At 37.9% G+C, this 25,365-nt stretch carries 21 protein-coding genes and 2 pseudogenes; 2 read left to right on the top strand and 21 right to left on the bottom strand.

The window, feature by feature from the left end; all coding sequences use genetic code 11:
* Positions 1–238: 238 nt before the first annotated feature.
* The 3 genes from yiaA to BMZ31_RS18080 all read right to left on the bottom strand — a co-directional run bounded on the left by yiaA (position 239) and on the right by BMZ31_RS18080 (position 3,989).
* On the bottom strand, positions 239–721 hold the full coding sequence (gene yiaA / locus BMZ31_RS18090; protein ID WP_090833344.1) for an inner membrane protein YiaA: 483 nt from the start codon (positions 719–721) through the stop codon (positions 239–241).
* Positions 722–1,060: 339 nt separating this feature from the next.
* Positions 1,061–1,774: a hypothetical protein gene (locus tag BMZ31_RS18085; RefSeq protein WP_090833343.1), complete on the bottom strand. Its 714-nt coding sequence runs from the start codon at positions 1,772–1,774 to the stop codon at positions 1,061–1,063.
* A gap of 388 nt (positions 1,775–2,162) precedes the next feature.
* Positions 2,163–3,989 carry an APC family permease gene (locus BMZ31_RS18080; RefSeq protein WP_090833342.1) on the bottom strand — a complete coding sequence of 609 codons (1,827 nt, stop codon included), beginning with the start codon at positions 3,987–3,989 and terminating at the stop codon, positions 2,163–2,165.
* A gap of 204 nt (positions 3,990–4,193) precedes the next feature.
* On the opposite strand from BMZ31_RS18080, the gene BMZ31_RS18075 reads away from it, so the two are divergent.
* Positions 4,194–4,316: a hypothetical protein gene (locus tag BMZ31_RS18075; protein WP_090833341.1), complete on the top strand. Its 123-nt coding sequence runs from the start codon at positions 4,194–4,196 to the stop codon at positions 4,314–4,316.
* Between the two features lie 361 nt (positions 4,317–4,677).
* Here BMZ31_RS18075 and BMZ31_RS18070 read toward each other — a convergent pair whose 3' ends face one another.
* From BMZ31_RS18070 to BMZ31_RS18020, 10 genes and pseudogenes are all read right to left on the bottom strand, one after another.
* Positions 4,678–5,211 carry a hypothetical protein gene (locus tag BMZ31_RS18070; protein WP_090833340.1) on the bottom strand — a complete coding sequence of 178 codons (534 nt, stop codon included), beginning with the start codon at positions 5,209–5,211 and terminating at the stop codon, positions 4,678–4,680.
* Between the two features lie 1,221 nt (positions 5,212–6,432).
* Positions 6,433–6,629 (bottom strand): annotated as a pseudogene (locus tag BMZ31_RS18060) (TrmO family methyltransferase); the annotation flags it as partial.
* A gap of 54 nt (positions 6,630–6,683) precedes the next feature.
* Positions 6,684–7,382 carry a DJ-1/PfpI family protein gene (locus BMZ31_RS18055; protein ID WP_090833338.1) on the bottom strand — a complete coding sequence of 233 codons (699 nt, stop codon included), beginning with the start codon at positions 7,380–7,382 and terminating at the stop codon, positions 6,684–6,686.
* 235 nt (positions 7,383–7,617) lie between these two features.
* The gene (locus BMZ31_RS18050; protein ID WP_090833337.1) at positions 7,618–8,808 is read right to left on the bottom strand and encodes a PDZ domain-containing protein; all 1,191 of its coding nucleotides are present in this window, start codon (positions 8,806–8,808) and stop codon (positions 7,618–7,620) included.
* A gap of 333 nt (positions 8,809–9,141) precedes the next feature.
* Positions 9,142–10,596: a S41 family peptidase gene (locus BMZ31_RS18045; RefSeq protein ID WP_090833336.1), complete on the bottom strand. Its 1,455-nt coding sequence runs from the start codon at positions 10,594–10,596 to the stop codon at positions 9,142–9,144.
* A 253-nt stretch (positions 10,597–10,849) separates the two neighbouring features.
* Positions 10,850–12,127: a murein hydrolase activator EnvC family protein gene (locus BMZ31_RS18040; RefSeq protein ID WP_254778914.1), complete on the bottom strand. Its 1,278-nt coding sequence runs from the start codon at positions 12,125–12,127 to the stop codon at positions 10,850–10,852.
* A gap of 130 nt (positions 12,128–12,257) precedes the next feature.
* Positions 12,258–13,151 carry a permease-like cell division protein FtsX gene (gene ftsX / locus BMZ31_RS18035; RefSeq protein ID WP_090833335.1) on the bottom strand — a complete coding sequence of 298 codons (894 nt, stop codon included), beginning with the start codon at positions 13,149–13,151 and terminating at the stop codon, positions 12,258–12,260.
* Positions 13,141–13,827 (bottom strand): cell division ATP-binding protein FtsE, encoded by a 687-nt coding sequence (gene ftsE / locus BMZ31_RS18030; protein WP_090833334.1) that lies wholly within the window; start codon positions 13,825–13,827, stop codon positions 13,141–13,143. The genes ftsX and ftsE overlap by 11 nt, the downstream gene beginning before the upstream one ends.
* A 369-nt stretch (positions 13,828–14,196) precedes the next feature.
* Entirely contained in the window at positions 14,197–14,505 is a 309-nt protein-coding gene (cccB, locus tag BMZ31_RS18025; RefSeq protein WP_090833333.1) for a cytochrome c551, read from the bottom strand.
* A gap of 48 nt (positions 14,506–14,553) precedes the next feature.
* Positions 14,554–15,420 (bottom strand): YitT family protein, encoded by an 867-nt coding sequence (locus BMZ31_RS18020; protein WP_090833332.1) that lies wholly within the window; start codon positions 15,418–15,420, stop codon positions 14,554–14,556.
* Between the two features lie 323 nt (positions 15,421–15,743).
* Here BMZ31_RS18020 and BMZ31_RS18015 point away from each other — a divergent pair, with 323 nt between their 5' ends.
* Positions 15,744–16,049 carry a hypothetical protein gene (locus tag BMZ31_RS18015; RefSeq protein ID WP_139206632.1) on the top strand — a complete coding sequence of 102 codons (306 nt, stop codon included), beginning with the start codon at positions 15,744–15,746 and terminating at the stop codon, positions 16,047–16,049.
* Positions 16,050–16,211: 162 nt separating this feature from the next.
* On the opposite strand, the gene prfB is transcribed toward BMZ31_RS18015, so the two are convergent.
* The 8 genes and pseudogenes from prfB to BMZ31_RS20510 form a co-directional block, all read right to left on the bottom strand.
* Positions 16,212–17,310 (bottom strand): peptide chain release factor 2 gene (gene prfB / locus BMZ31_RS18010; RefSeq protein ID WP_254778913.1). Its coding sequence is split into 2 segments (ribosomal slippage): positions 16,212–17,246 and positions 17,248–17,310, totalling 1,098 coding nucleotides; the frame shifts between segments, so codons are not numbered across the junction.
* Between the two features lie 318 nt (positions 17,311–17,628).
* Positions 17,629–20,142 carry a preprotein translocase subunit SecA gene (gene secA / locus BMZ31_RS18005; protein WP_090833330.1) on the bottom strand — a complete coding sequence of 838 codons (2,514 nt, stop codon included), beginning with the start codon at positions 20,140–20,142 and terminating at the stop codon, positions 17,629–17,631.
* Positions 20,143–20,598: 456 nt separating this feature from the next.
* Positions 20,599–21,150, bottom strand: a complete 552-nt coding sequence (gene raiA / locus BMZ31_RS18000) for a ribosome hibernation-promoting factor, HPF/YfiA family (protein ID WP_090833329.1) — start codon at positions 21,148–21,150, stop codon at positions 20,599–20,601.
* 223 nt (positions 21,151–21,373) lie between these two features.
* Positions 21,374–21,715 (bottom strand): flagellar protein FliT, encoded by a 342-nt coding sequence (locus BMZ31_RS17995; RefSeq protein WP_090833328.1) that lies wholly within the window; start codon positions 21,713–21,715, stop codon positions 21,374–21,376.
* Positions 21,715–22,116: a flagellar export chaperone FliS gene (gene fliS / locus BMZ31_RS17990; protein WP_090833327.1), complete on the bottom strand. Its 402-nt coding sequence runs from the start codon at positions 22,114–22,116 to the stop codon at positions 21,715–21,717. Before fliS ends, BMZ31_RS17995 begins: the two co-directional genes overlap by 1 nt.
* Before the next feature lie 18 nt (positions 22,117–22,134).
* Positions 22,135–23,670 carry a flagellar hook-associated protein 2 gene (locus tag BMZ31_RS17985; protein ID WP_090833326.1) on the bottom strand — a complete coding sequence of 512 codons (1,536 nt, stop codon included), beginning with the start codon at positions 23,668–23,670 and terminating at the stop codon, positions 22,135–22,137.
* A gap of 17 nt (positions 23,671–23,687) precedes the next feature.
* On the bottom strand, positions 23,688–24,050 hold the full coding sequence (gene flaG, locus BMZ31_RS17980; RefSeq protein ID WP_090833325.1) for a flagellar protein FlaG: 363 nt from the start codon (positions 24,048–24,050) through the stop codon (positions 23,688–23,690).
* A gap of 198 nt (positions 24,051–24,248) precedes the next feature.
* Positions 24,249–25,365: pseudogene (locus BMZ31_RS20510) on the bottom strand (hypothetical protein); the annotation flags it as partial.

Genomic DNA, 25,365 nt, shown 5'->3' with positions numbered 1-25,365 from the left:
CTTTTGGATTTTTACGATTTGTTATGAAACCTCGGTTCAGAAACTTCTCGAAAAGAGCCACGAAGCCACAAAAAGAGCGAGATGAGTGAACCATACGAAAAGCTACAATCAATGCGAAAACAGCCTTTCGTTAAAAAGAAAAGACAGTCTCCATAAATGAAGACTGCCTTTAACTTTTCAGATAATGTAATGTTCCACTAGTTAAACATTAGTTGAGTTGTAATCATTTGAAACTAACTCAATCTCTTTCTCTTGCCCTCTGTCCATCTCTAATATTCTTTTGAACCGTTATGGCTGCAAATAAACTGAGAACAAATGCCATACCATAAAACCCTTTTTCACTTAAAACGATACTTCCTGCATTGTATAATCCGATGACCATTAAAGAAATAGATATAATAAGTGCAAACCAACTAATCCCGTAATAAATATTAGTAACGGGTATTCCCTCATCTTTATCTCTTACGGCTTTTTGTAAAGATACCGCTGAATAGAGTCCGAATACTAAAACGGCAAAGTAATATCCTTTTTCGTTTAGTTGCATCGTTGCGTTATACAAGCCTATAAGATAAGCCGTAACACCTACTATCAACGCTGCCCAAGATGCTCCTATGTAAGCTGGAGTCGGTTCTCCCTCTTTCCGTTCTACTTTTCTTTCTAATTTCATTTTTGAATCATTTTGTTTTCCTTTATCTAATACAACCTCAGTATCATTAGACATTGAATGTTTCCCCCTCCATCTATTTATCTAATAAAAATAGAGCACCGCAGATCCCCTATGATACCCTAATTCTATTATATAGAATTTTCTTACAAATTATAGATATTTTATTCTTAATTCCCAATTAAGATTCTTTATTATACAATCAACGAATTTCTCGTCTCATCATAAAAATCAGCTTCCATAATAGAGAAAAACCATATAAAAAGCGAGAGACAGATGTGTCCCTCTCTTAACATTTTATTTTTTCAGGGAAATGTAAAGTTCCTATGATTTCATTCAGTTATTAAGGAATAATTGGACCACTGGATCTTAAACTACTCATCCGTTAATGAAAAATTATGTTTGCTTTACAAATATTTTTGATATGCACAAATTTTTGTTAGTTGCTAATGATTGAATAAGAAAGTGGATTGCTTTGTTGCCGCTACTACCCAAATCAAAATAAAAAATATACCTATTTCTTGATTTCCTTATATACCTCATAGATTTTATCAATTGGCCAGATATGTTTTTTGCTTCAATGTTCCAATCTTTATAAGCTTGCTTTAATGTATGATCTATCTGTTGTTTATCGTCGTCGTTTCCTTTTTTACATAAAGCTACTTCAATTAGTATATCTGATTCAATAAAACCCGAATACTCAACATCAAATGGAAATGATACTGAGTCTACAATAACAGTTTTTTTCTTGGTTTTTATCCTTAATTCCTCTATCGGAAAATCTGCACACCAGCTAAATGTTATATTTAACTCAGCAACATTACTTATTGGGGAGACTCTCTTTTTCATTGGAGAGCTCCATTTTATTCCAACATCTTTCCCCATACTTCTCCAATCCACAATAGATAACAATGTATAACCATTTCCCTCTTCATCAAATACCACATCAACTCCGTCAATAGTGAAGCCCCAAATGCAATTTACAAGCGGTTCTCCTAATAATTCACTGCCGCTTTCATCGAGTTGATTTATCATTTTTTCTATGAATGACGGGTGAAACTCATTACAACTAGGAAAAGCTACCTCTAATCTTTTCTTTTTTCTTACCATGAAAAGTCTCCCTTATCTTTAGGTAAATAATCGTAAGACCAACCGACCAAAACCATTACTAAGGTAAATCATTCCACAATAATATTAAAATTCCTTCTTCAAGTAACCTGACCCATTACTTGAAGAAGGAAAAAGCGATTCCTCGTTTTTGAAGCATCGCCCCTGTTAGTTTAAGTATATTTGTTCACAATGTAAGAATCACTGGCTCGTTTTTTTAAAATGAAAAAGCTGCACAGAAATGCAGCTATTTCGAAAATCATGTTTTAGATATCATCTGAGACATATACTATTCGTTTGATCCAGAAGCTTCGAGATGCTTATTTCTGGCATTTATCCAAAATTGCAAATTGATTCCAAAATCAAACCTATGATTGTCTATAGAAACCTGTTATTTTTTCAGATGATAAGGAACAGTAGTGACAATTACGTTTCTGCGAAACAGCAAGAAGGAACGAATCAGTAAGCTCGATTGATTATGAAGAATGTTCTCCCAGCTACGTTTCGGAATAAATTGCGGGATGACAACGGTAACTCGGTAGTTGGCTTCACTCGCTTTATGTTCAACTGTATCAACAAACTTCGTTAACGGTTGAATGATGCTTCTGTAATGAGAGTGCAGGGTCACGAGTCTGACATCAGGCTGCCACTTCTTCCATTTTTCTTCAAATATATGTTCATTCTGCCTTTCAAAAGCAACGTAAACCGCAATAATTTGATTTGGCGAAAGAGATTTTGCATAATTTATTGAATTCTCTACCACATGTGTGATGCCTGCCACTGGTACAATGATGACATTTCCTTCAATCGGCACTGCGGGCTCACAAGTCGTAATCCTCAGTTGATCTCCTACTGCGTCATAATGATTCTTTATTCGGTAGAAAATAAAAATTATGATAGGCAGAAAAACTAAGATCGACCATACTTGAGTAAATTTCGTTAAGAAGAACATGATTGTGACAATGAAACTAATCAAAGCACCTATCGAATTTATCACTAGTTTGGGAAGCCATCCTTGTGGCTTCTCCCGAATCCATTTTAGTATCATTCCCGTCTGGGACAACGTAAATGGAATGAACACTCCTACTGCGTAAAGTGGAATGAGATGCTCGGTTTCAGCATGAAAAGCTACTATTAAAAGGATTGAGGTGATTCCAAGTATGATGATACCATTCGAGTAACCTAATCGGTCTCCTCTACTAAGAAACATCCTTGGGATAAATTTATCTTTCGCAAGATTAACTGCTAGTAATGGAAAAGCTGAATAACCTGTGTTTGCTGCGAGTATTAATATTAGAGCTGTAGTTCCTTGTATGAAAAAGTACATGAAATTCCGTCCGAAAGTTTCCTCTGCAATTTGCGATACAACAGTAACTTCTGCCCTAGGAGAAATTCCATAATAGTAAGCTAAATAAACAATCCCTGAGAATAAGATGGCTAATAAGGCTCCCATCGCCATTAATGTTTTTGAAGCATTATTAGGTGCTGGATCTTTAAAGTTTGGAATTGCATTTGAAATGGCTTCTACCCCAGTTAAGGCAGAACTTCCCGAAGCAAACGCCCTTAAAAGAATAAACAAACTAATCCCAGCCACAGGGGTGCCTATTGGTGTGTGTAATTCAGGCGCAACTCCTCCTGTTAGAATCTTGTAAAGACCCACACCAATTAAAATGAATAAGGCTAAAACGAATAAGTAGACGGGGTAAGCTAATACCGATGCAGACTCCGTTACTCCTCTTAGGTTTAATATAGTGATGAAAACCACAAAAATAATGGCAATCTCCACATTGAAATCATGTAAATTCGGAAAGGCAGATGTAATAGCATCAGTTCCCGCAGACACACTTACCGCAACCGTTAAGATGTAGTCCACCAAAAGAGAGCCTCCAGCGATTAAGCCAGCATTCACTCCTAGGTTGTTTTTTGAAACAACGTAGGCTCCCCCTCCATGAGGATAGGCAAAGATAATTTGTCTATAAGACAATATGAGAGCTGTTAAAAGAATTAATACACCGATCGCGATAGGTATGGAGTACCAAAATGCTGCTGCTCCTATCGTAACCAAAACGATCAATATTTGTTCAGGACCATATGCCACTGATGAAAGAGCATCGGAAGAAAGGATCGCTAGTGCTTTTGTTTTGTTAAGTTTCTGTTCTCCTAATTCGTTGGACTTCAGTGGTCGCCCAATTAAAAACCTTTTTATGGATGAAATCATTTATTACTCACCGCCTAATCATGTTGATACCTTTTATATTACCCACTTAAACGGAGTTTTTCGCAATAAAAGAAAAAAAGTACAAAAAACGATTCTTATGGAAATAGATAAAAACCCTAAAAAAGGGTAAATATACGTAATGTAGATCGTATTCCCTGCCATAGAAGAAATGAACACGAAACGCTTTTCAAAAGGAGGATTAACATGTTTAAAGAAAATAATCCATTACTATCTGATGAAGTATTAGATGCTTTGGCAGAAGAAATTAATCAACAATATGGGTCTCCTACAAGAGAACAAATTGTAGAACCAATAAACAATGATTAGCATATTAGCCCACTAAAACAGCCTCCCTAAGTAATGAACTTCAAACCGCGACTTGTGCGGTTTTTTGTTGTCCTCAATTATCCAATAAGCCTCCCCATTAGCTCATTAAGGAAATTCAATAAAAAGGGCATTAACCCTTCCCTGGATCAATGCCACTGTTAATTAACTAACTATTCTGTTTTCTTCATCGAATATTGTAACCACCGTTCAGTGATTCACCTTCAACCGTCATTTTGATTTCTAATTCCTCTTCTGAAATGGAAACTATTCCATCAAAGATACATAAAACTTTCGAAGAAGTATCAACTTGTACTTGCTCGATTACTTTGAATAGTACCTCTTTACCTTCAAAACTAGTCCTTCATGTTGTACTGCTTTTGGATCTAATCATTTTATTTATTTTATTAGATAAACTCAAATTCACAAAGATGGCAAATAAATAGAAACAAAAAGAAAGCAATATATGCCAGTGATTATACTGAAAGACATTGAAGAATCTTTCTGATATCCATTCTAAGACACTTAGGATACCGGCCCACAAGATAACGTAAACCACTTTATTCGGCTTGAATTTCCTATAGAAATGTATTGAAATCAAGATAGGAATAGGATAAACCAAAACTTGTAAAATAGAATCAAAAAATTCACCATGTGCATAATCTACCGTGTCATAAAAATCAAGTGGAGGTTCAGCTAAAATTCTATCACCAACTGTGGCAAAAAAAACATTGAAAGTGATAATAGCAATGATTTCAGTGTGAAGTAAGAGACGTTCTTTTTTATGCAAAAGAAAAAATATGCCCCAGACTAATAACATTATTGTAATGACGAAATATTCATTTACATCAAAAGTTTTGGGTGATAATGGCCTCAATAAACTTAAGATATTATTCAATAGCAACCCTCTCTTTTTTTAATATAGAAATGAATTTAATCATAAATTTAAAAGAAACAAGGAGAACGAAAATCGAAACAATTATATCGATAACAGGGTACCATGACGTTGTCTTAGATTCTAAAATATTTGTCATCAAAAAGAGTTGTTTAGAAAACAAATCAAAACCCACCCATATCAGTGAAAAAAGGAGCGAATAAATAAGAGGATTTTTAGAACGATAAACGTAAAACACCCAAATCAAGAGAATGGGTAATATCAATCCGAAATGAAGAAAACTTATGATTTTAGGGATAATTCCTTTCGCCACAGATAGTCGTTCATACGCTGAAAAAAGCTTGAAGTTGATATGTTGGCACAAAAAAGAAGTGAATAAGTAAAAGACTATGAGCTCAAGCATTTCAAATCTATTTAGAATAATAACAAACGAAAATAACAGAAGCACTGAAAGAATCAGAACTAGTATAAAGACAATAATCATATCCAAGCTCACCTACTTGATTATTATTTAAATCAAATTATCTGTTGATTTAAAATTGTTCCTAATTTCATTACTCAACGAGATTGGTTTGTGAAAGATCCAAAATTACAATAGGTACTTTTTTCCATTTTAATTCTCGTTATTTTTAACCCTTTTGAAGAAATACTCCTAAAGACATAGCAATAGCTATCGTAGGTGATGTATTTGAAAATGCCATTTTCCCCTTAAATTCCCATCATTTTAGAAATATTTCTTTTAATGCTGGAATGACAAGTTTATTCCTTTGACGTCCAATTCATATGGGTTAGTATTAGTTTCTTTTTAATAATTTATCTACTCTTTTATTCGAAATTTAGACAAAAGAAAATATACATTGGTCAATCAATTTTTTAACATGTTTGAAGAAGCATTTAATTCTTATAATCGGGGGAGAAAAATGAATCATCCACTTGATAAAGAATTTCTTGAAATCTAAATTTCTATATTTATAGAAGCATTAGTCAAAGTCATAATCGATCACGGCGCCCCCGCATAGCACAGAGGTCGTGCGATTCAGTGAATGAAAGGAAAATAATAGCTGTTATGTTTCTTTTTCTTTTTGTGAAAATCTATGTTAATGATAATCACTTATTGAACTGACCCCTTTAGTCCAAAAAGAAAAGCTGTCGCAATGACAGCTCGAATCTTAAAGGAAAGCCTCGAATAGTTGAACAACCAACTTTATAAAACACAAATATAGATTAAAAATATCCTTTCATTAAATCATCCATCCATTGAGGTAGTTTTGCATTTTCTCTAATATCAAAATCTGGAATATATGGTTTAATGTCTAACACTTTTGTATTATCATTGGCATCTAATCCCCTTACAGAAATAACATTACCGTGATTGAAAGTATTGCTACCTTTGATATGCCAATAGGGTTTGGACGAGTCTTCTTCACTTCTAATGAATAATATCATCGAACTACATAACAGAGTAAGACCTCTCACTATTTCATTATTTTGAGAATATTTTTTGAGTTTTTTATCAAACCCAGTATACCAAGTGCTTTTTTTGCAGCTTTTGATAATTTCTTCTCGGCAATTTTTATGATTTTTTCATCTGCATTTGAATAATTTCCAGAATAAAATAGTGGTTGAGGGTCGTATTCTATTGTTAGTTGAATAGCTTTAGCTTCATCTTCTCCGACAATTTTATTAGCTAAAAAAAGAGCCATATCTATACCTGCAGATACACCAGCAGCAGTGATATATTTCCCTTGTTCCACAACTCTTTCTCTTGTAGGTATAGCTCCGTAATCACTTAATAGATTGATTGGCTTCCAATGTGAAGTTGCTTTTAATCCATCGAGTAAACCTGCTGAAGCGAGTAACAAAGAACCTGAACAAACAGATGTAGTCCATTTTGTAGATTTATCTACTTCCTTTATCCACTTTAATATTTTCTCATTTTTCATTTCATTTATAAATCCTATGGTTGAACCTGGTATTACTAAAATATCAGCCTCTTTCATTTCATAAATACTATGTTTCACATTAACATTTATGAACCCAGAATCAGCCTTTATTTCACCAATTCTTTCTGCAACAAAAAAAACTTCAGCATCAGTCATATTCCTTAAAACCTCATATGGTCCAATAGCATCGAGCATTGTTATTCCGTCATACAAATAAATGATTATTTTCATAATTCACCCTAAATATCAATTATTTTTTCAAGAATGGCTTAACCCTTTATTTTACTATAAAACCCAAACTCTATCTTCTACTAAACTGCTTCGTTTGTTCAGGTGTAAAGCTTCACAATCAATAATAAAAAGTCCTTTGAGATTATTATCTCAAAGGACTATCCAGAATTCCAAAGAATTTTGAAAATTTTTCCAACTAGTTTTGACAAATTTCCAATTAATTTGAAACCCTACATTATACGACGACTTCATCCCACTTTTTCTCATCTTGTACAAAAAGGATTCCAAGTTGATAATGATCGCCTTCATAAAGGGCACGCTGTACGAAACGGACTTGTCCATTATTATCTAACACCTCAAGCTTGCAATGTGCTCGATTACGTTGAAGGGCTTCATAAAGCTCCTTCTCTTCTCGAACGATGATGCCATTCACCTTCGTAACAAGTTCTCCTACTTCAAGTCCCATCTTGCTAGCGGGTGATTCTGGAATGATGCCAAGAATCATCAACCCATGATTCTTTTTCGAAAAATAGAAAGGCATGCTATCCTCAGCCAAAAGTTGTCTGAAAGTAATCACTTCGCGCCCTATCATTGCAAAAGCCACCGTCACAATCGCCAAAACTGGCATCCAATAACCGCCTGCACCTACAAGAACAGCCAATAACCCTAAAGTCATGACTCTTTTCCCGATTAGGGCTACTGCCTCTTTAGGTAGCATACCTTGAACCTGTTGATGGAAACCAACTGCAAAAGGCACAAACCAGAGTGAGAAGCTCTCGTTTCCAAGATTGAAAACAGGCCACCAATCCAAAGGAGGGGTCAAAGCATCGCCAGGAACTAGCAAGAATAATGGTAAAAACCATAGTCGCTTCACTTCATGAACTCCTACACGCTGCCCACGCTTACTTTTGATAAGTTTCGGCGAAGTTCCCTTCGTTGCATTCCTTACAATCAGCAAGCCTTCTCCAATAATTAATATCCCTAGTAAAATGGCTACGGATGGATATACCTTCTCATCTACCGCGGAGAGTGCATTTGAGAACAATGGGATATCAAACGATTTGTCAGCGATAAAAATCAATGCAAAGAAAGCTGCACCAACCGTGTAAGCAGGTGCCAGTAATCGCGTTCTTCCCGTTAAACTGACCAAAAAAGTGATCACGGTAACAAGGATAATCGTCGCAACTGGCACTGTGATTCCGACTCCCACCATTACAATGGAAAGGAGAAGGCCGATGAGAGTTCCAGCCGGCAGTTGGCGCATTTCAAACCATGCATCCATCGCCCTTATATGAAAATGTTTACGTTCCTGTTTAACACGAAGCACTCCAAGAATTCCCGAAAGAAATACAAGGTAATAAAATACTGGATGTAAAAAGAATCTGCCCAATCCTTTGAGCAACTCCATAAGCCATATTTGCGCCAAGCTTTGCCACCTACCTTTATGTAAAAATGAAAGATTTTAGTATGTATTAATACTATTCTATCAAATTAGCGACATAAAACCTATCGATTGTTTGAAGTTAAGAAGAGAAATTGGAAGAAATTCTATTATGATTGTTAAAGGAAGATTTGATTTTTTATATTTTCTACCGAGTGCTAGATATTTTCGTCTATCCACGAAATATTCTCTCCTTGGAACCAGAATATTTCCCCTCTTTCCAGATTAATTTCTACCGTTTCCGAATTTATTTCTACTTTCAAATTGGTCGGCTTTGGAAACAACAAAAAAGCAGGAGTTTCCCCCTGCTTTCCCCTACTATTTTGCAAGTAGCCTTAGCGCCGTTTGCAATTGAAGATCATTTTTCTCTTTCTTCATAGCAGCAATTGCCGCACTCTCAAGCTCTGCTGCCGTCTTGACATCAATTTTACCAGTAGCTTGAAGTTCGTTTTGCTGTTGGAAGGCCTTGACTGCCCTCTCCGTATCATCGCTGAAATACCCATCATTTCGTCCAGGGGAGTAGCCTAACCCTTTTAGAATATCTTGGGCATTTTTCACTTGTTCATTATTCATATCACGCTCAAGTGCTTTTTCAACTTGCAACGGATGCGTCTCGAAAATGATCGGCTGCTTTACTTCCACACTTGGCTTGATGCCTTTTTTATGAATCCAGTTTCCTTCAGGTGTCAGCCATTTGAAAAGCGTCAGTTTAATATTGCTGCCATCACCCATTGGAACAGCCTGCTGAACCGTACCTTTACCGAATGTCTTTTCACCAACGAGTTCATACCCTGCCGCTTCCTTTAAAGCACCAGCTAGAATTTCTGAAGCTGATGCACTTCCTTTGTCAATCAGGACGGCAACAGGATATTCTTTTTCATTGGATAACGAAGAGAAATAACGCTTCTTTTCCCCATCACGTTTTTCGATTTGTACATAGGGTTTATCCTTTGTAACAAACTCTTTTAAAATCTCCTCGACGCTCGACAGCAGTCCTCCAGGATTTCCACGCACGTCAATGAGCAGACCTTCGATATCCTGATTCTCAAGATTTTTCAATTCCTTCTTAAAATCCTTGGCTGTATCTTCTGAAAAAGATGTAATTTCGATATAACCCAATTTTTTATCGTTCTGTTTTTTCACATCCGCATGAACCGTTTCAAGGGGAATCTCGTCACGCTTCACCTTTATTTCAATTGGTTCCTTTAATCCCTTACGAATAATTCCGAGTTTCACGCTTGTTCCTTTTTTACCACGGATTTTCAAAGTTGCTTCGTATAGGTCAAGTCCTTCCACACTTTCCCCATTCACCTTCACGATTTCATCATTGGGCTTAATTCCTGCTTTTTCAGCCGGTGAATCTTTAAAAGGTGACACAATGACGATTTTGCCATCTACCTTGCTCACCTCTGCTCCAATACCTTCAAAGGAGGAATCAAGTGACTGATTAAATTGAGTAGCTGTTTCCTGATCCATATAGACCGAATACGGATCCTTCAACACACCCAACATTCCTTGAATCGCACCCTCCACCAGCTTTTCTTGATCGACTTTCTCTACGTATCTACTTAAAATCAGCTCATAGGCTTGACCAACTTTCTCAAGTTGGTTACTTTCATTTGTACCTGTTTCCCCAACCTTAACATTGCCGCTTAGCTGCTCTTCCAATTTGGATCTCTCTTTTACCTCGTACCATTGCATGCCGGCGTAGGTACTGCCAGCCCCAGTTACAAGACTCCCTGTCATGAGAAGTATTAGCCACTTTCGATTCATATCTATCCTCCTCCGATATGCTAATGCACACGTAATGAACACACATCAATTGGACATCCTATTTTTTAACTATATGTAAGTCGTGGACGAGTTATGATTATCACTCACTGCTCTTTCTTTTACGTGCCGATTCTTACCAGTCAAAACATCCGCTAAAAAAAGTAAATTCTCGTTTAAAAAGGTTTAATCCTTCAATATTGGTGAAATAAAAAAGAGAAGAAGCATTTAGCTTCCTCTCATCATCTTTCAAGTATTAAAGATAACCCATTGGGTCTACAGCATTCGATTTCGCAGCATTCCATGGACCTTTATGGATTTCAAAGTGTAAATGCTTACCAGTCGATTGACCTGTATTACCCATGTATCCGATTTGTTGACCTTTGCTTACTGTTGCCCCTGAACCAACTCCACGGCTTTCTAAGTGAGCATAAACAGTTGTATAAACTTGTCCATTAATAGAGTGGGCAATAAAGATACAGTTTCCGTAACTGCTAGAGTAGTATGAACGGATAACAACACCGTCAGCAGCCGCAACTACAGGAACATTAGCTGCACTGTTAGCAATATCTACACCAGCGTGCAATTCTCCCCAACGTTGGCCAAAGCCGGAAGTGAATCGTCCATTAGCAGGTTTAGTAAAAGCACCACTTGAAACTGGAGGGGCTGGTACTGCTGCAGAAGAAGATCCTCCAGAATTTTGAGCAGCACGTCTTGCCGCTTCTTGACGTTGTCTTTCTGCTTCAGCTTGGCGTTGTGCTTCCATATTGATTGCTTTTTGGATTGCAGCAGACTGAGCCGCAAGAAGTTCAGTTTCTTCTTGTAAACCTAGTTTATGTGCTTCCATTTCTTCTTCTTTTTCATGAAGTGAAGCCATCAATGTGTTCTTTTCCTTAATCTGTGCATCTAATTTTACTTTCATGCCTTCTAGATCAGCACGCATTTTCTTAAGACCTTCTAATTCAGCCTCAACCTTTGCTTGCGTTTTTTCAAGCATTTCTTTATCTAACTGATGTTGCTTAAGGATATCTTGGTCAGCTTCCATAATCGTTGCCACCGCGCTTGCGCGATCCACAAAATCTCCGAAACTCTTAGAACCCATTAGTACATCGACATAGCTTACCATCCCACCAGTTTCCTGGAAGTTACGGGCACGATCTTTTAACATTTCATTACGTTTTTGGATACGATCCTTCAGAACTTTCACTTCAGCTTGAAGCTTTTCAATTTCAACATTCTTATCATCTATTTGTTGTGTTTTTTCACGAATTTTACCATTTGTATCTTCCATAGCTAAATCAAGACGTTGAATTTCAGATTCTACCGTTTTTTGTTCCCCTTGCAATCTACCAATCTCTTGTTCAGCTTTATCAATACCAGATTCTACTTGAGAACGCTCTGACTCGACTTGCGCTTTTTCTTTCTTTAATTCTTGCATTTTTGTAGCTGCCAAGATTTCAGTAGGCGCAGCTCCAAATAAACTGCCAAAACTAACCGTTGAAGCGACAGTAAGGATCATTAGTGATTTTTTCAATTGCACATTCTCCCCTTCCAAAGTAAGCGTATGTAGCTCGTAAACATTTCTGTCTATTAAGAGTGAAGCTTTATTTTTCTGAAAATCGCCTATTAAAAGACATGGGTGGAAGGACCTTTAAAGGTCCTCCTTATACTTTCAAGAATTTTCTCACGGACATCATACTTCCCCATACACCGATCAAAGCACCCATTAAGATAAGCAATCCTGATAATTGATAAACGAATGGGCTATATTCAATCAACTGCATGAAATTGCCTCTAAGTTTCGGTTCTAGGTAGTCATAAGCATAGTAATATGCGGTTGAAACCAGGAGAATCGGAACGACGGAACCTAAGATTCCAAGCCAAAGTCCTTCGAGGAAAAACGGCCAGCGAATGAAAGCGTTTGTTGCACCAACGAGTCGCATGATCTCGATTTCTTTTCGTCTTGCAATAATCGTAATTTTGATTGTATTTGAGATAAGGAAGATTGCCGTAAACAAGAGACCAAGGATGAGCGCCACTCCAACGTTGCGGCTAGCATCAATAAACTTAAATAGCTTTTCAACCTGACCCTGTCCATATTTTACTTTAGCAGCAAAGTTCATTTTCTCAATTTGTTTTGCAGTTGTCATTGTATCTGTCGGTTTTTTCGTTTTTACGATAAATACATCGTTCAACGGATTGTCCTGTTCAAAAAGTTTGAAGGCTTGTCCTTCATCACCAAGGCTATTAATGAGCGTGTCTAACTCTTTTTCCTTTGATGAGAATTTGACGCTTTTCACTTCTGGTATTCGTTCAATCTGTTGTTGTAGGTTCTGTTGATCCTGCTCGTTCGCAGCAACATCGATGTGAACGCGGATTTCCACGTCCTCTTCAATGGTTTTTGCCACTTTATTGAGATTCATCATAATAACGAAAAATACGCCGACTAGGAGTAGCGTCACCGTAACCGCACTAACGGAAGCAAACGTCATCCAACCATTTCTGCCTAAGCTTTTTAAACTCTGTCGAGCGTGACGGCTTAAAGTTCTAACCTTCATAACCGTATTCACCTCTTTGCTCATCACGGGCGATTTTGCCATTTTCGATCGCAATTACACGATGTTTGATTGTGTTAACAATCTCTCGGTTATGCGTAGCCATGACGATCGTCGTGCCTCTAGTATTAATTTCATCAAATATATTCATAATTTCCCATGATGTTTCTGGGTCAAGGTTTCCTGTTGGTTCATCAGCGATTACAATTTTAGGTGCATTCACTATCGATCTTGCGATAGACACCCTTTGCTGCTCTCCACCAGATAGTTCTGTCGGTAGCATTCTCGCTTTATGTTTTAAGTTTACAAGATCAAGTGTCTCCATTACTCGCTTCTTAATATATTTCGGCGTTTCTTCGATAACTTCAAGCGCAAAAGCAACATTTTCATAAACTGTCAGCGTTGGCAATAGTTTGAAGTCTTGAAAAACGACACCTATATTACGGCGAAACAGAGGAACTTTTTTATTTTTTAAACGGGCAATGTTGACTCCGTTAATCAATATGGTTCCTTGCGTTGGCACTTCTTCACGGTACATCATCTTGATAAATGTCGATTTACCCGCACCACTTGGTCCTACTACGTAAACAAACTCACCTTGATCTATTTTAACATCTATACCGTTAACAGCAGTTACGCCATTAGGATACTTTTTATATACTTCTTGTAGTTCAATCATTAATTATCACCTAAGATTTTAGATTTTCGAAGATTATTCGACAATCCACAAATTTATTCCTGTAAATATGACAAAAACTTTGTGCTTTTAAACACAAACTTATTATAACATCTATCTGGATAAAAAAATGGGTAAAAATATTACAGTTTCTTTTCAAGAAGATTGTCAAATAGGAAATGTTTCCTATATTACTTATTTTATCTATTATGCCATAGTTCGACAATATTTATCTGATAACTTATTTAATAAATTTATCGACAATTCAGTTTATTTATGGTTGGTTTGCTTATTTCCTCTTAAATTCCCGAGTAGCATGCTCCCTAAACACAAAAAGAACGTTTCGCTAAAAGCTGAAACGTTCTTTCTTCATTATTGATTCGAAACCCACTCAGCCACTTTTGAAGCATCTTCGCCTTCTAGTAGACCTTTAGGCATCGCGCCTCTTCCATTGTGGATGATATTTTCGATTTCTTCTTTAGACAATGAAGTTCCTTTTAACTTTGGTCCTACTCCACCCGCAAGATCAACACCATGACAAGCTGAACACTTTTGTTCAAAAAGCTTTTGTCCGTCTCCACCTGCTGCAGTATCCGTGCTTTTAGAATCGTTGTCACCGCCGCCGCATGCTGCTAAAACAAGCGATGTACCCATAAGTAATGCAATTAGCTTCTTTTTCATCGTCAATCCCCCTCGGAAATTTACCAATTCACACATATTATACCAAGTCTAGCTCCGTTTGAAACCCTCGCCAAGCACCTCTGCCGCGTCCATAACAACGACAAACGCAGTCGGGTCAATGCTTTCAACCAATTGTTTCAATTTAGTGAACTCTGTTTGGTCAACGACACACATGAGAACTGGCCTTTCATGATCGGTAAAACCACCATATGCTGATAGTTTTGTCACACCCCGGTCAATTTTATTCAGTATTCCTTCACGAACCTCTTCCTGCTTATTCGTGATAATCATTGCCATCTTGGATCTACCAAAGCCGACTTGCACCAAATCGATCGTCTTACTCGTTACGTATAGGGCAATCATGGCATATAAACCTCGTTCAATATCAAAAATAATCGCAGCTGATAGAACGATTAAGCCATCAATAAGCGCTACACATGTACCTAAAGTAAATCCTGTATATTTATTGATAATTTGAGCCGCTAAGTCTGTCCCACCAGTAGACGCTTTTCCACGAAAGACAATTCCTAGACCTAGTCCAACACCAATTCCTCCGAATAAAGCTCCAAGCAACGGATCGGTTGTCCAAGGCTCCAAATCATTTGAGAGGAAAACAACAAAAGGCAACAATATAGTCCCAGCGAGCGTTTTTATTCCAAATTGCTTACCCAGCAGTAAAAGTCCCGCGATAAAAAGCGGAATATTGAATGCCCATTGGACATAAGCCGGCTCCCAGCCGATTGTCGCATCCAAAATCGTACTAATCCCGCTAACGCCTCCTGAGGCAATACGATTAGGAAGCAAGAATAAGTTAAAAGTTAACGCTACGATGGCGGAACCAATTAAAACATATAAGTACTCTATCGCCTTATCAACCATCGGATGTGCAGCCTTTATTTGACGCCTTTTTTTCATAGATGTATGACTCCTTTAATATGTAATGATATTATGTCACCAAGACAAATTTTTAGTAATGCTCTTTTCGTAAAAATTGTTGTTATTGGAACAAGAAAAAGCCGGCTATAGGGCTTTTTATATATTGAAACCATTGGGCAACAATCAATGCGAAAACAGCCTTTAGTAAAAATTAATTTTTCCGAAAGTGAGTATAGCATGGCCTAGTAAGAATCGTAAATGGCATCCATTTGCCGTGGTAAAGGGATAAATAGATTGGACCTTATTTTAGGTAGTCTCTTTTATCGTATACGGTGTTATAATACATTCAAAAGGAGGTGAAAATGATGGAACAAATGCTTTCTCAAATCATGGAACAAATGAAGCAAGGATTTGATAACGTAAATCAACGGTTGGACAAAGTGGATGTCCGTTTGGATGGAATTGATGCTCGACTTGACGGGATGGATGCGCGGTTTGACGCAATTGACACTCGCCTGGATAAGGTTGAATATGGACTTTCTTCATTAAAAGAAACAGTAGAAAATAACGCCTCTGAGTTTCGAAGTCATTTTAAGCATATTGAATCAAAGTTGGACAGACAGGAAAAGACTTTTGAAGCTATCATTGAAAAACTACGAAGTACATAATGTTTATCATGTTACTTTGTAAAGAACCAATCAACCAACTCAAAACCCGCTTTTACCTCTAAAGACAACTGCGAACGAAACTTCTAATCACTTCAGATTTTCGGCAAATTAAATTTCATACAAAAAAGCCTTTGCCGACTGGATGGCAAAGGCTTCTATATTTTATAGCTTAGAACGCAAGTATGCGTCGATAAATTGATCGAGATCGCCGTCCATCACAGCTTGCACATTACCAGACTCTGTGTTGGTACGATGGTCTTTAACCATTGAGTACGGATGGAATACATACGAACGGATTTGGCTTCCCCAGCCAATTTCCTTTTGCTCGCCACGAATTTCAAGCATTTCTTTTTCTTGCTCTTCGATTCGACGTTGATACAATTTCGATTTAAGCATTTTCATCGCTTGCTCACGGTTCTTGATTTGTGAACGTTCCGTTTGGCAGGTTACCACTACGTTTGTAGGTAAATGCGTAATCCTTACGGCGGAGTCGGTCGTATTGATATGCTGACCGCCGGCCCCGCTTGCACGGTACGTATCGATCTTCAAATCTTCCGTACGGATATCAATTTCGATTTCATCATTGAATTCCGGCATAACCTCACAAGATACAAACGAAGTATGGCGGCGACCTGATGAATCGAACGGTGAAATACGAACGAGACGGTGTACTCCTTTTTCTGCTTTCAAGTAACCGTAGGCATTGTGCCCCTTGATTGCCAAAGTGACACTTTTGATTCCCGCTTCATCTCCAGGAAGGTAATCCAATGTTTCCACCTTGAAACCGCGTTTCTCTGCCCAACGCGTATACATGCGCAGCAACATCGAACCCCAGTCTTGCGATTCCGTACCGCCAGCACCAGGATGAAGTTCCAAAATGGCATTATTTTTATCATATGGCTCGCTTAAAAGTTGAAGCAATTCGTAGTCATTCAAACGATTCGTCAAAGCGACAAGCTCCGATTCAAGCTCTGCGCGCAACTCATCATCATTTTCTTCCTTAACTAACTCGTATGTGAGTTCAAGGTTTTCAAATGACTCATTTAATTCATGAAACTCATGAACTTGATCCTTCAAGCCGTTTGATTCAGAAATGACCGTTTGAGCGCTTTGCTGGTCATTCCAGAAATCTGGATGAAGCATGACATCATCAAGCTCTGCAATTCTTGCTTCCTTATTTTCGAGGTCAAAGAGACCCCCTAAAACCCGCTAAACGTTTAGCTGTTTTTTCAAGCTCATTTCTTATTTCTGATAATTCCATTACGGTCACCTCTAATTTTTTATCTAAAAGGCTCTGTTAAACATGCCTGTAGATTTCCGCTCCATTCGCTTGCTTTCCTGGGGGCGTTCGCCGAGCCTCCTCGTCGCTATCGCTCCTGCGGGGTCTCGCCTGTAACGCTAATCCCCTAGGAGTCAAGCGCCTTCCGCTACAATCAACAAGTGCAGAAAATCAACAATGTTCTTTAACATAGCTTTCTAAAAAGTACAGTTATCCTATATTATACCGTTTAACTCATACAAAGACACTTATCAATACAAAAAGAGAGCCGGCCGGAGCTTGGGCTCTCTCGTATGTGTCTTACTTCTCTAACATCCCGTGGCAATTCTTGTATTTCTTGCCGCTTCCGCAGATACAAGGATCATTACGGCCTATTTCCACTTGTTTAACGGTAGGCTTCTTTTTTACAGGGCCGCCTTCGTCTTTTGGATTTACCGCTTGACCTTTAGCTACTTCCTGACGCTCAAGGTTGTTGCGGATTTCAGCTTTCATGACATATTTTGAAGCGTCTTCTTCGATTGATGTGATCATGTCCTCAAACATCGCAAAGCCTTCATGTTGATATTCACGAAGCGGATCAATTTGTCCGTATGCACGAAGGTGGATACCTTGACGAAGCTGATCCATTGTATCGATATGATCGATCCATTTTTGGTCAACCGCACGAAGAAGAACAACCTTTTCAAATTCACGCATTTGTTCAGGTGAAAGCATTTCTTCTTTTTCATCATAACGAACTATCACTTTTGCAAAAATAAGCTCTTTCATCTCTTCAGGAGACTTGCCTTCAAGTTCGCTAACAACTAGGTCGCCTTCAGGAAGCAGGTTACCGTGAACATAATCCACGATTCCTTGTAAGCCCCACTCCGCTTCCTCACCTTTTGGCGTATGGACTTCAACCGTACGCTCAATGACTGATTGGATCATGCTTTCAACAATGCTACGAAGGTTTTCGGAATCCAGCACTTCGTTACGTTGCTTGTAGATGATCTCACGTTGTTGACGAAGCACATCATCATATGACAATAGTTGCTTACGAGCGTCGAAGTTGTTTCCTTCCACTCGTTTTTGGGCAGACTCAACGGCACGAGATACCATTTTACTTTGGATTGGCTGGGAATCATCCATGCCAAGGCGCTCCATCATTGACTTCATGTTATCAGAACCAAATCGGCGCATTAGTTCATCTTCCATAGAAAGATAGAATTGCGTTACACCTGGATCTCCTTGACGTCCAGAACGTCCACGAAGCTGGTTATCAATACGTCGGCTTTCATGACGCTCTGTACCAACTACAGCCAAACCGCCAAGTTCAATAACACCTTCACCAAGCTTAATGTCCGTACCACGACCGGCCATGTTTGTCGCAATCGTAACGGCACCCTTTTGACCAGCGTTAAGGATGATTTCCGCTTCACGCTCATGGTTCTTCGCATTTAGGACATTGTGCTTAATGCCTTTTTTCGTTAAATAACGAGAAATCAATTCTGATGTTTCAATCGCAACCGTACCAACAAGCACTGGTTGTCCTTTTTCATTACGCTCAGCAATATCTTCACAAACAGCACGGAACTTCCCGTCCATTGATGCATAAATCAAATCGGCACGGTCATCACGGAGGATCGGCTTGTTCGTAGGAATAACGATAACATTCATATTATAAATGTTGCGGAATTCCTCTTCTTCCGTCTTCGCTGTACCCGTCATACCAGAAAGCTTTTCATACATACGGAAGTAGTTCTGGAACGTGATCGTCGCAAGCGTCATGCTCTCATTTTGCACTTCAAGGCCTTCTTTTGCCTCAATTGCCTGATGCAATCCGTCACTATAACGACGCCCCTTCATGAGACGGCCCGTAAATTGGTCAACGATGACAATCTCGCCATCTTGAACAACATAATCAATATCAAGATGCATGCTCACATGCGCCTTTAAAGCTTGGTTAATATGATGATTCAACGAAACATGCGTAATATCGAAAAGGTTATCGATGCCAAAGCCGCGCTCCGCCTTCGTAATCCCTTCCTCAGTCAGCTGTACGCCTTTTGTTTTTTCATCGTACGTATAGTCTTCTTCCTGCTTCAATGTACGTACAAACGCATTTGCTTGGATATACAATGAAGTAGATTTTTGAGCAGACCCGGAAATGATTAACGGAGTACGTGCTTCGTCAATTAAGATCGAGTCAACTTCATCGATTACTGCGTAAAATAATGGTCTCTGAACTTTTTGGTTATTATAAAGGACCATGTTATCGCGCAAATAATCGAATCCAAATTCATTATTTGTACCATATGTAATGTCCGCAGCGTACGCAGCCTGCTTTTCTTCCTTGTTCATGCTGTTTAAGTTCAAACCAACAGTCAAGCCAAGGAACTCATATAGACGACCCATTTCAGTCGCATCACGGCTCGCCAAGTATTCGTTGACTGTGATTACGTGAACACCTTTTCCTGAAATAGCATTCAAATAAACCGGCATAGTCGCAGTAAGTGTTTTACCTTCCCCTGTCTTCATCTCAGAGATATTACCCTCATGAAGAGAGATACCACCCATAAGCTGAACCGGGTATGGATACAAGCCAAGCACACGTTTTGCCCCTTCACGGACAACCGCAAATGCTTCTACAAGTAAATCATCAAGCGTTTCGCCTTTTTGGAAACGAGCTTTAAATTCTTCCGTCTTTTGACGAAGTTCATCATCACTCAACTTTTCCGTTGAAGCAGCCAATGCATCTATTTCTTCGGCAAGCTTAGTTAATTTTTTCAGCTCGCGCTTATTTGGATCAAATACTTTATTCAAAATCCCAAGCATTCAAAACGCTCCTTTTATGTAGGCTTTTTTCAAATCGCATTGTTAATTGGAATGTTGATTTCCACTACAGGCATTCGCTTTCCGCGGGCGGTCCGGAAGCCTCCTCGGCGCAATGCGCCTGCGGGGTCTTCCCTGTCCCTTTCATCCCGCAGGAGTCTTCTGACTTTCGTTCCAATCAACTAGGTGCAAATTGAAAAAGCCATAGAGTAAATTGGTGTCTGTTAACTTAAAAAGATTCGCTTCAAACACGCAAAATCCTTCTATTTATATTCGTCTTTTTCCCTCTTCATCTTACCATTTCCTCAATAGCGTGACAACTTATGTAAATCGGACAGCTAATTATCTTGTTTAAAGAATTCACAGACGTTGGTGTTTAAACAAACGTTTGATTAATAGTTCTTTCTCTCATGTTAAAAGAAAAACGCAGCCCTGAAACCAAGGCTGCGTCAACATTCATTATTGAGCTTCGATTAAGCCATAGCGGCCATCGTTACGCTTGTAAACAACGTTTGTGCGGTTAGATTCAGCGTTAGTGAACACGTAGAAGTTGTGACCAAGCATGTTCATTTGCAGGATCGCTTCTTCACTGTCCATCGGCTTCAAATCAAAACGCTTCGTACGAACGACTTCTAAATCTTCTTCGTCATCTAGATCTGGAAGTTCAGAAACCTCTTGTGTCTTAAACATAGCAACGAAGTCGCCTTTTTCGCGGAACTTGCGGTTAACCTTCGTTTTGTGCTTACGGATTTGACGTTCCAACTTATCGGTAATCAAATCAACAGCAGCATACATATCTTCATGAGATTCCTCTGCACGTAACACTAGGTTCGGCATTGGAATGGTCACTTCAACTTTAGACGTTTTATCTTGGAACACCTTTAAGTTAACATTTACGTTAGCCTCAGGTGTTTCTGTGAAATAACGCTCCAATTTTGAAATCTTCTTCTCAACGTACTCTCTAATTGCTGGAGTTACTTCTAAGTTTTCACCACGAATGTTGTAATTCATGTGAACTCCTCCTTTATGTTAAGACTATGTAAATACATTTCTATTTTACCCTATCATAATCCTGCTAAAACTTTTGATTAATTTTGTCGATTTAATGACACACTTGAAAACCTTATCGTGATAGGGTTTGAACATGGATTAAAACATTTTAGAAATGGTGCAAAAAACCGCCAAATCGTATTAAAATGGCGGTTTCGATTTCAAACAAACGTTTGATTAATATTTATTTTTTCTTATCGTAAAACATTCCGTCTGTGGAAAGATTTTGATAAGGATTCACATATTTTGTGTTGGAAGCTTTTTTCACTTTAAGATCCTTAATATTCTTCTGAATCTCCAACTTCTCTTTTGCTAAAAGACTCGCAAGCGTTTCTTCCAGTTGAAGAAGCTGTTTACCCAATTCCTTTTCTTCATCTGAATAAGGGCCTTGGATATCTTTAATCAATTCAGAACGTTTTTCAAGCGCCTTTTCGACCTGATCGGTTTTCTCGTCACGGTCTATATTAGATTGAAGCAACGTAACGAGTTCAACTGTGCACTCATAATATTGCTTAAGAGCACTCATTACGCTTGTCCACCTTGTGTGTATTGCTTCTGGCGGTTAAGCTGAATTGCTTGCTTCCAAGTATCACGGAATTCAGTTACGAGTTCTTCGACTTCATTGAGGATCGCAATATCATTCTTGATGTTCGCTTCAATCAGACGACGATTCATATAATCGTACAAAGAAAGCAAATCCTTAGAAATCTCAACATTATGGTTAAGAGTAACCATCAGTTCAGAAACAATCTTCTGAGCCTTTTGGATATTAGTATTCTTCTCTTGTATATTCTTATTTTCAATCGCCTTCTTGGCAATATGAATGAACTTTAAGCACCCATTGTATAACATCAACGTTAACTCACCAGGAGTTGCTGTATTTACAGAGTTTTGTTGATACGATTGGTACGGATTGGTGATAGCCATTTTGACACTCCTTTTGTATTACATGCCTCCGCTGAACTGCTGCGTTAGATATGATGATTGGGAATTAGCCTTTTGCAGGGCTTTCTCCATTGCTGTAAATTGACGCCAGTAGCGATTTTCAACTTTTACGAGCCTATCCTCAAAAGAGTTGATTTGTTTATCAACAGAAAGAATATTTTTCCCTATAGTGTATTGACTACTTACTCTAGAAGGATTTCCAGCCCGTTCTTCAACTTTTTCAATCGTATTCTTTATTGTTGCTCGAAGCCTTCTTGCCACTCCTTGTGAATCAAAAGTAGGTCCATCATTATTAAAAAGTTTATATACAGCATTTGGATCTTTAGAAATAGCATCACGTAACTTGGATTCATCAATGATTAATTTCCCTCTATCAGAATAAGTAGATGTCTTAATTCCAATCTCAGACAGTTGATCATAACTATCATTAATATCATCAGTATCATTACCTAACCTTGCATATAGATCAGAGCGCATTTGATTCAAGCTTCCTACAAGGATGGAATCATTCTTAAGCATACCGCTTTTGGATTTTTCTTCCCATAATTCAACTTGCTTTTCACTCATCGCTTCTTTTTCTTTATCTGTAAGCGGATGATACTTCCGATATCGTTCTTCATGTACTTTTTTATTAAGGGTGTCAATTGTTTCATTGTATTTGTTAACAAATTCTTTTACGGAATTGAATATTGTATCCGTATCAGTTGAAGATGAGATCCGGATGTCTGTATTTGAGGCTGCTTTTATATTGTATTCAAAACCATTAATCTGAAAAGTATTAGATGAACGAGTTGTACTTAGACCATTAATCATAAATTTCGCATCTGTCCCAACTCGTGAATTAGCTGGCCCTGCAGTTGAAAAATCAGTTGGTAATTTCAAAGACCCAGTTAAGAAATCCCCTGAAATAATAATTTCATCAGAATTTTTCACATCTCCAGTATTCTTGGCAGTCAGTGAAAATCGTCCAGTTTGATTATCATAAAACGCAGTAACTCCTGCTTCAGAGTCATTAATTCTGTTTATAATAGAGTTTAGTGAATCCTTTGAGGGATCGATTGTAAAAGTTATCGCCGTTCCCATTGTTCCATCCGGTCCGATAGACTGAATGGTAAAAGTATCAGAAACGAAGTTAGCACCAAGTTTTGTTCGCTGGTCAATTAGCAAACCATTGGGGTCAAAACTTACATCTCCACGAACGTCGCCGGTACCAGTCAAATAGGCAGACTGTGCTAAACTTTCGACTTTAATGGTTGAAGTTTGATTTGAGGTTGAATTGATATTCTTAATAGCCACTTCTGCTTCATTTGAAGAAGCTATATTCTTTTTAGTAAAAGTAGATTGTTTAAAAACTCCATCAAAAATAAAATTATCGTAATCAGCGAGAGTTTTATTCATGCTCCTATAATCATCACGCTGCCATTCAAACAACTGTTTCTTTTGGTGAAGTTTATCTAAAGGAATTCTTTCTGCTTTCATTAAGTCACTGATTATTTGTTCAGTGTCCATTCCGCTGGCTAGTCCACCTATTCTCATTTACAGTCTTCACTCCTTTATATTTTCTTGTCAACAAATAATCCTACAAACTCAGTCATAGCTGCATACATGTCAAGTAGCTTCTTTGGGGGAATTTCTCTAACTATTTCCTCAGTTTTATCATCAACGATAGTTACGTAATATTCATTCAACTTTTCATGAAACTGAAATTTCAGAGAAGTATGGGTCGGCTCAAGAAACTTATTCATCCCTTGAACGACTTCTTCAATCTTTGCTTTAGGAAAGGTAATATCCCTTTCTTTCATTAATTCAATTGGTACTTCACCGATTTTTATTTCTTGCCCACCAGTTGTATTTTCTATTTGGTTGCTTGTTCTTTGCGGTGAGGGAAAATGACCTGTTGAAACTCTTTCAATCATTCTCATTTCCTCCATAATCTTTGTCTTAATATTAATATCGGATTTTCCGGATGGATTTTTAGGAAACATACTAACTTTTTTTAGAAACCATTAAGGATTAAGGAAAGAGTCGATAAAAATCCACAGTAAAAAAGCATGTGTTCCATCAATAATTAAATGGCTCACATGCTTTCATAAATTAGATTGAAAATCGAGTAATTATCTTTTTACTAAAGCATTTGTTTTTCCAACAAACACGTAGCCATTGCTTAGTTTGCCACGCAATTCTAGTTCAACATAGCCAGGATTCCATTCAAAATCTTCTCTTTCGAATTTGAATAAGCCGAATTCGCCAAGTTTTTGAAGTCCCCAATTTTTTGATGTGAACTGAATTCCGTTTAATGTAACTGTAGAGATATCGAAAGTTGAGCAATATCCTTTAGGTAATGTTGCTAAAACGCCGAAAATCCCTTTATTACCGTGAATAACTTTAGGTAAAACATCTAACTGAATAAGGATGTAAACGACAAAAGTCTTTTCAATAATTGTAGTTAATCCAGCTGCATCAGTCGTTTTGATCGAAAGTGTGTATTCACCTGGTTGATAGAATGTAACTGTATCTCCGTTCTTGTATTTCTTACCATTGAAAATGACTTCTTCCTTTACAATCCCTGAAAGGTTATCTTGTGCAGAATAAGTTAGATTCAAAGTTGATCCAAGTTCATACTCCGCATTAAAATTAGCAAAAATAGTTGGAGCTGTTTTATCAATCTTCACCTGAGCTGTCTTAGTTGCTTCAATATTACCGGCCTTATCGACAGTGTAATAAGTAATGTCATGAATTCCCTCTTGTGAAAGGGTAAAGCTAGTGCCGTCTATTAAGTCAGACCCATCAATAGTGTAATACGTTTTAGCAATCCCGCTTTGAGAATCAGAAGGTGTTAATTTCACAGTAACATCTTCTTTCACCCACGATGCAGGAACGTCTGATTTTGTTTCTGGTACTGTCTTGTCTACTTTTATTTCAACTATCTGAGTTTCTTCTTTATTGCCAGCGTTATCTACTGAATAGAAAGAAACGTGATTTATACCTTCTTCACCTACCGATAGAGTCGTTCCTTCTTTGAACTCTGATCCGTTTAGTGAATAGAATGTTTTTGCTACTCCACTTTGTGCATCAGTAGCCGTTAGAGTTACATCAGCTTCTTTTACCCATGTAGTCGGTGCGTCTGACTTTGTTTCTGGTGCTGTCTTGTCTACTTTCACTTCAACATTCTGAACTTCTTCCTTGTTTCCAGCGTTATCTACTGAATAGAAGGAAACTGAATTTACTCCC

The sequence above is a fragment of the Bacillus sp. cl95 genome, assembly GCF_900115925.1.
GTDB lineage: Bacteria > Bacillota > Bacilli > Bacillales > Cytobacillaceae > Neobacillus_A.
This window is presented reverse-complemented; position numbering and strand designations above follow the sequence as displayed.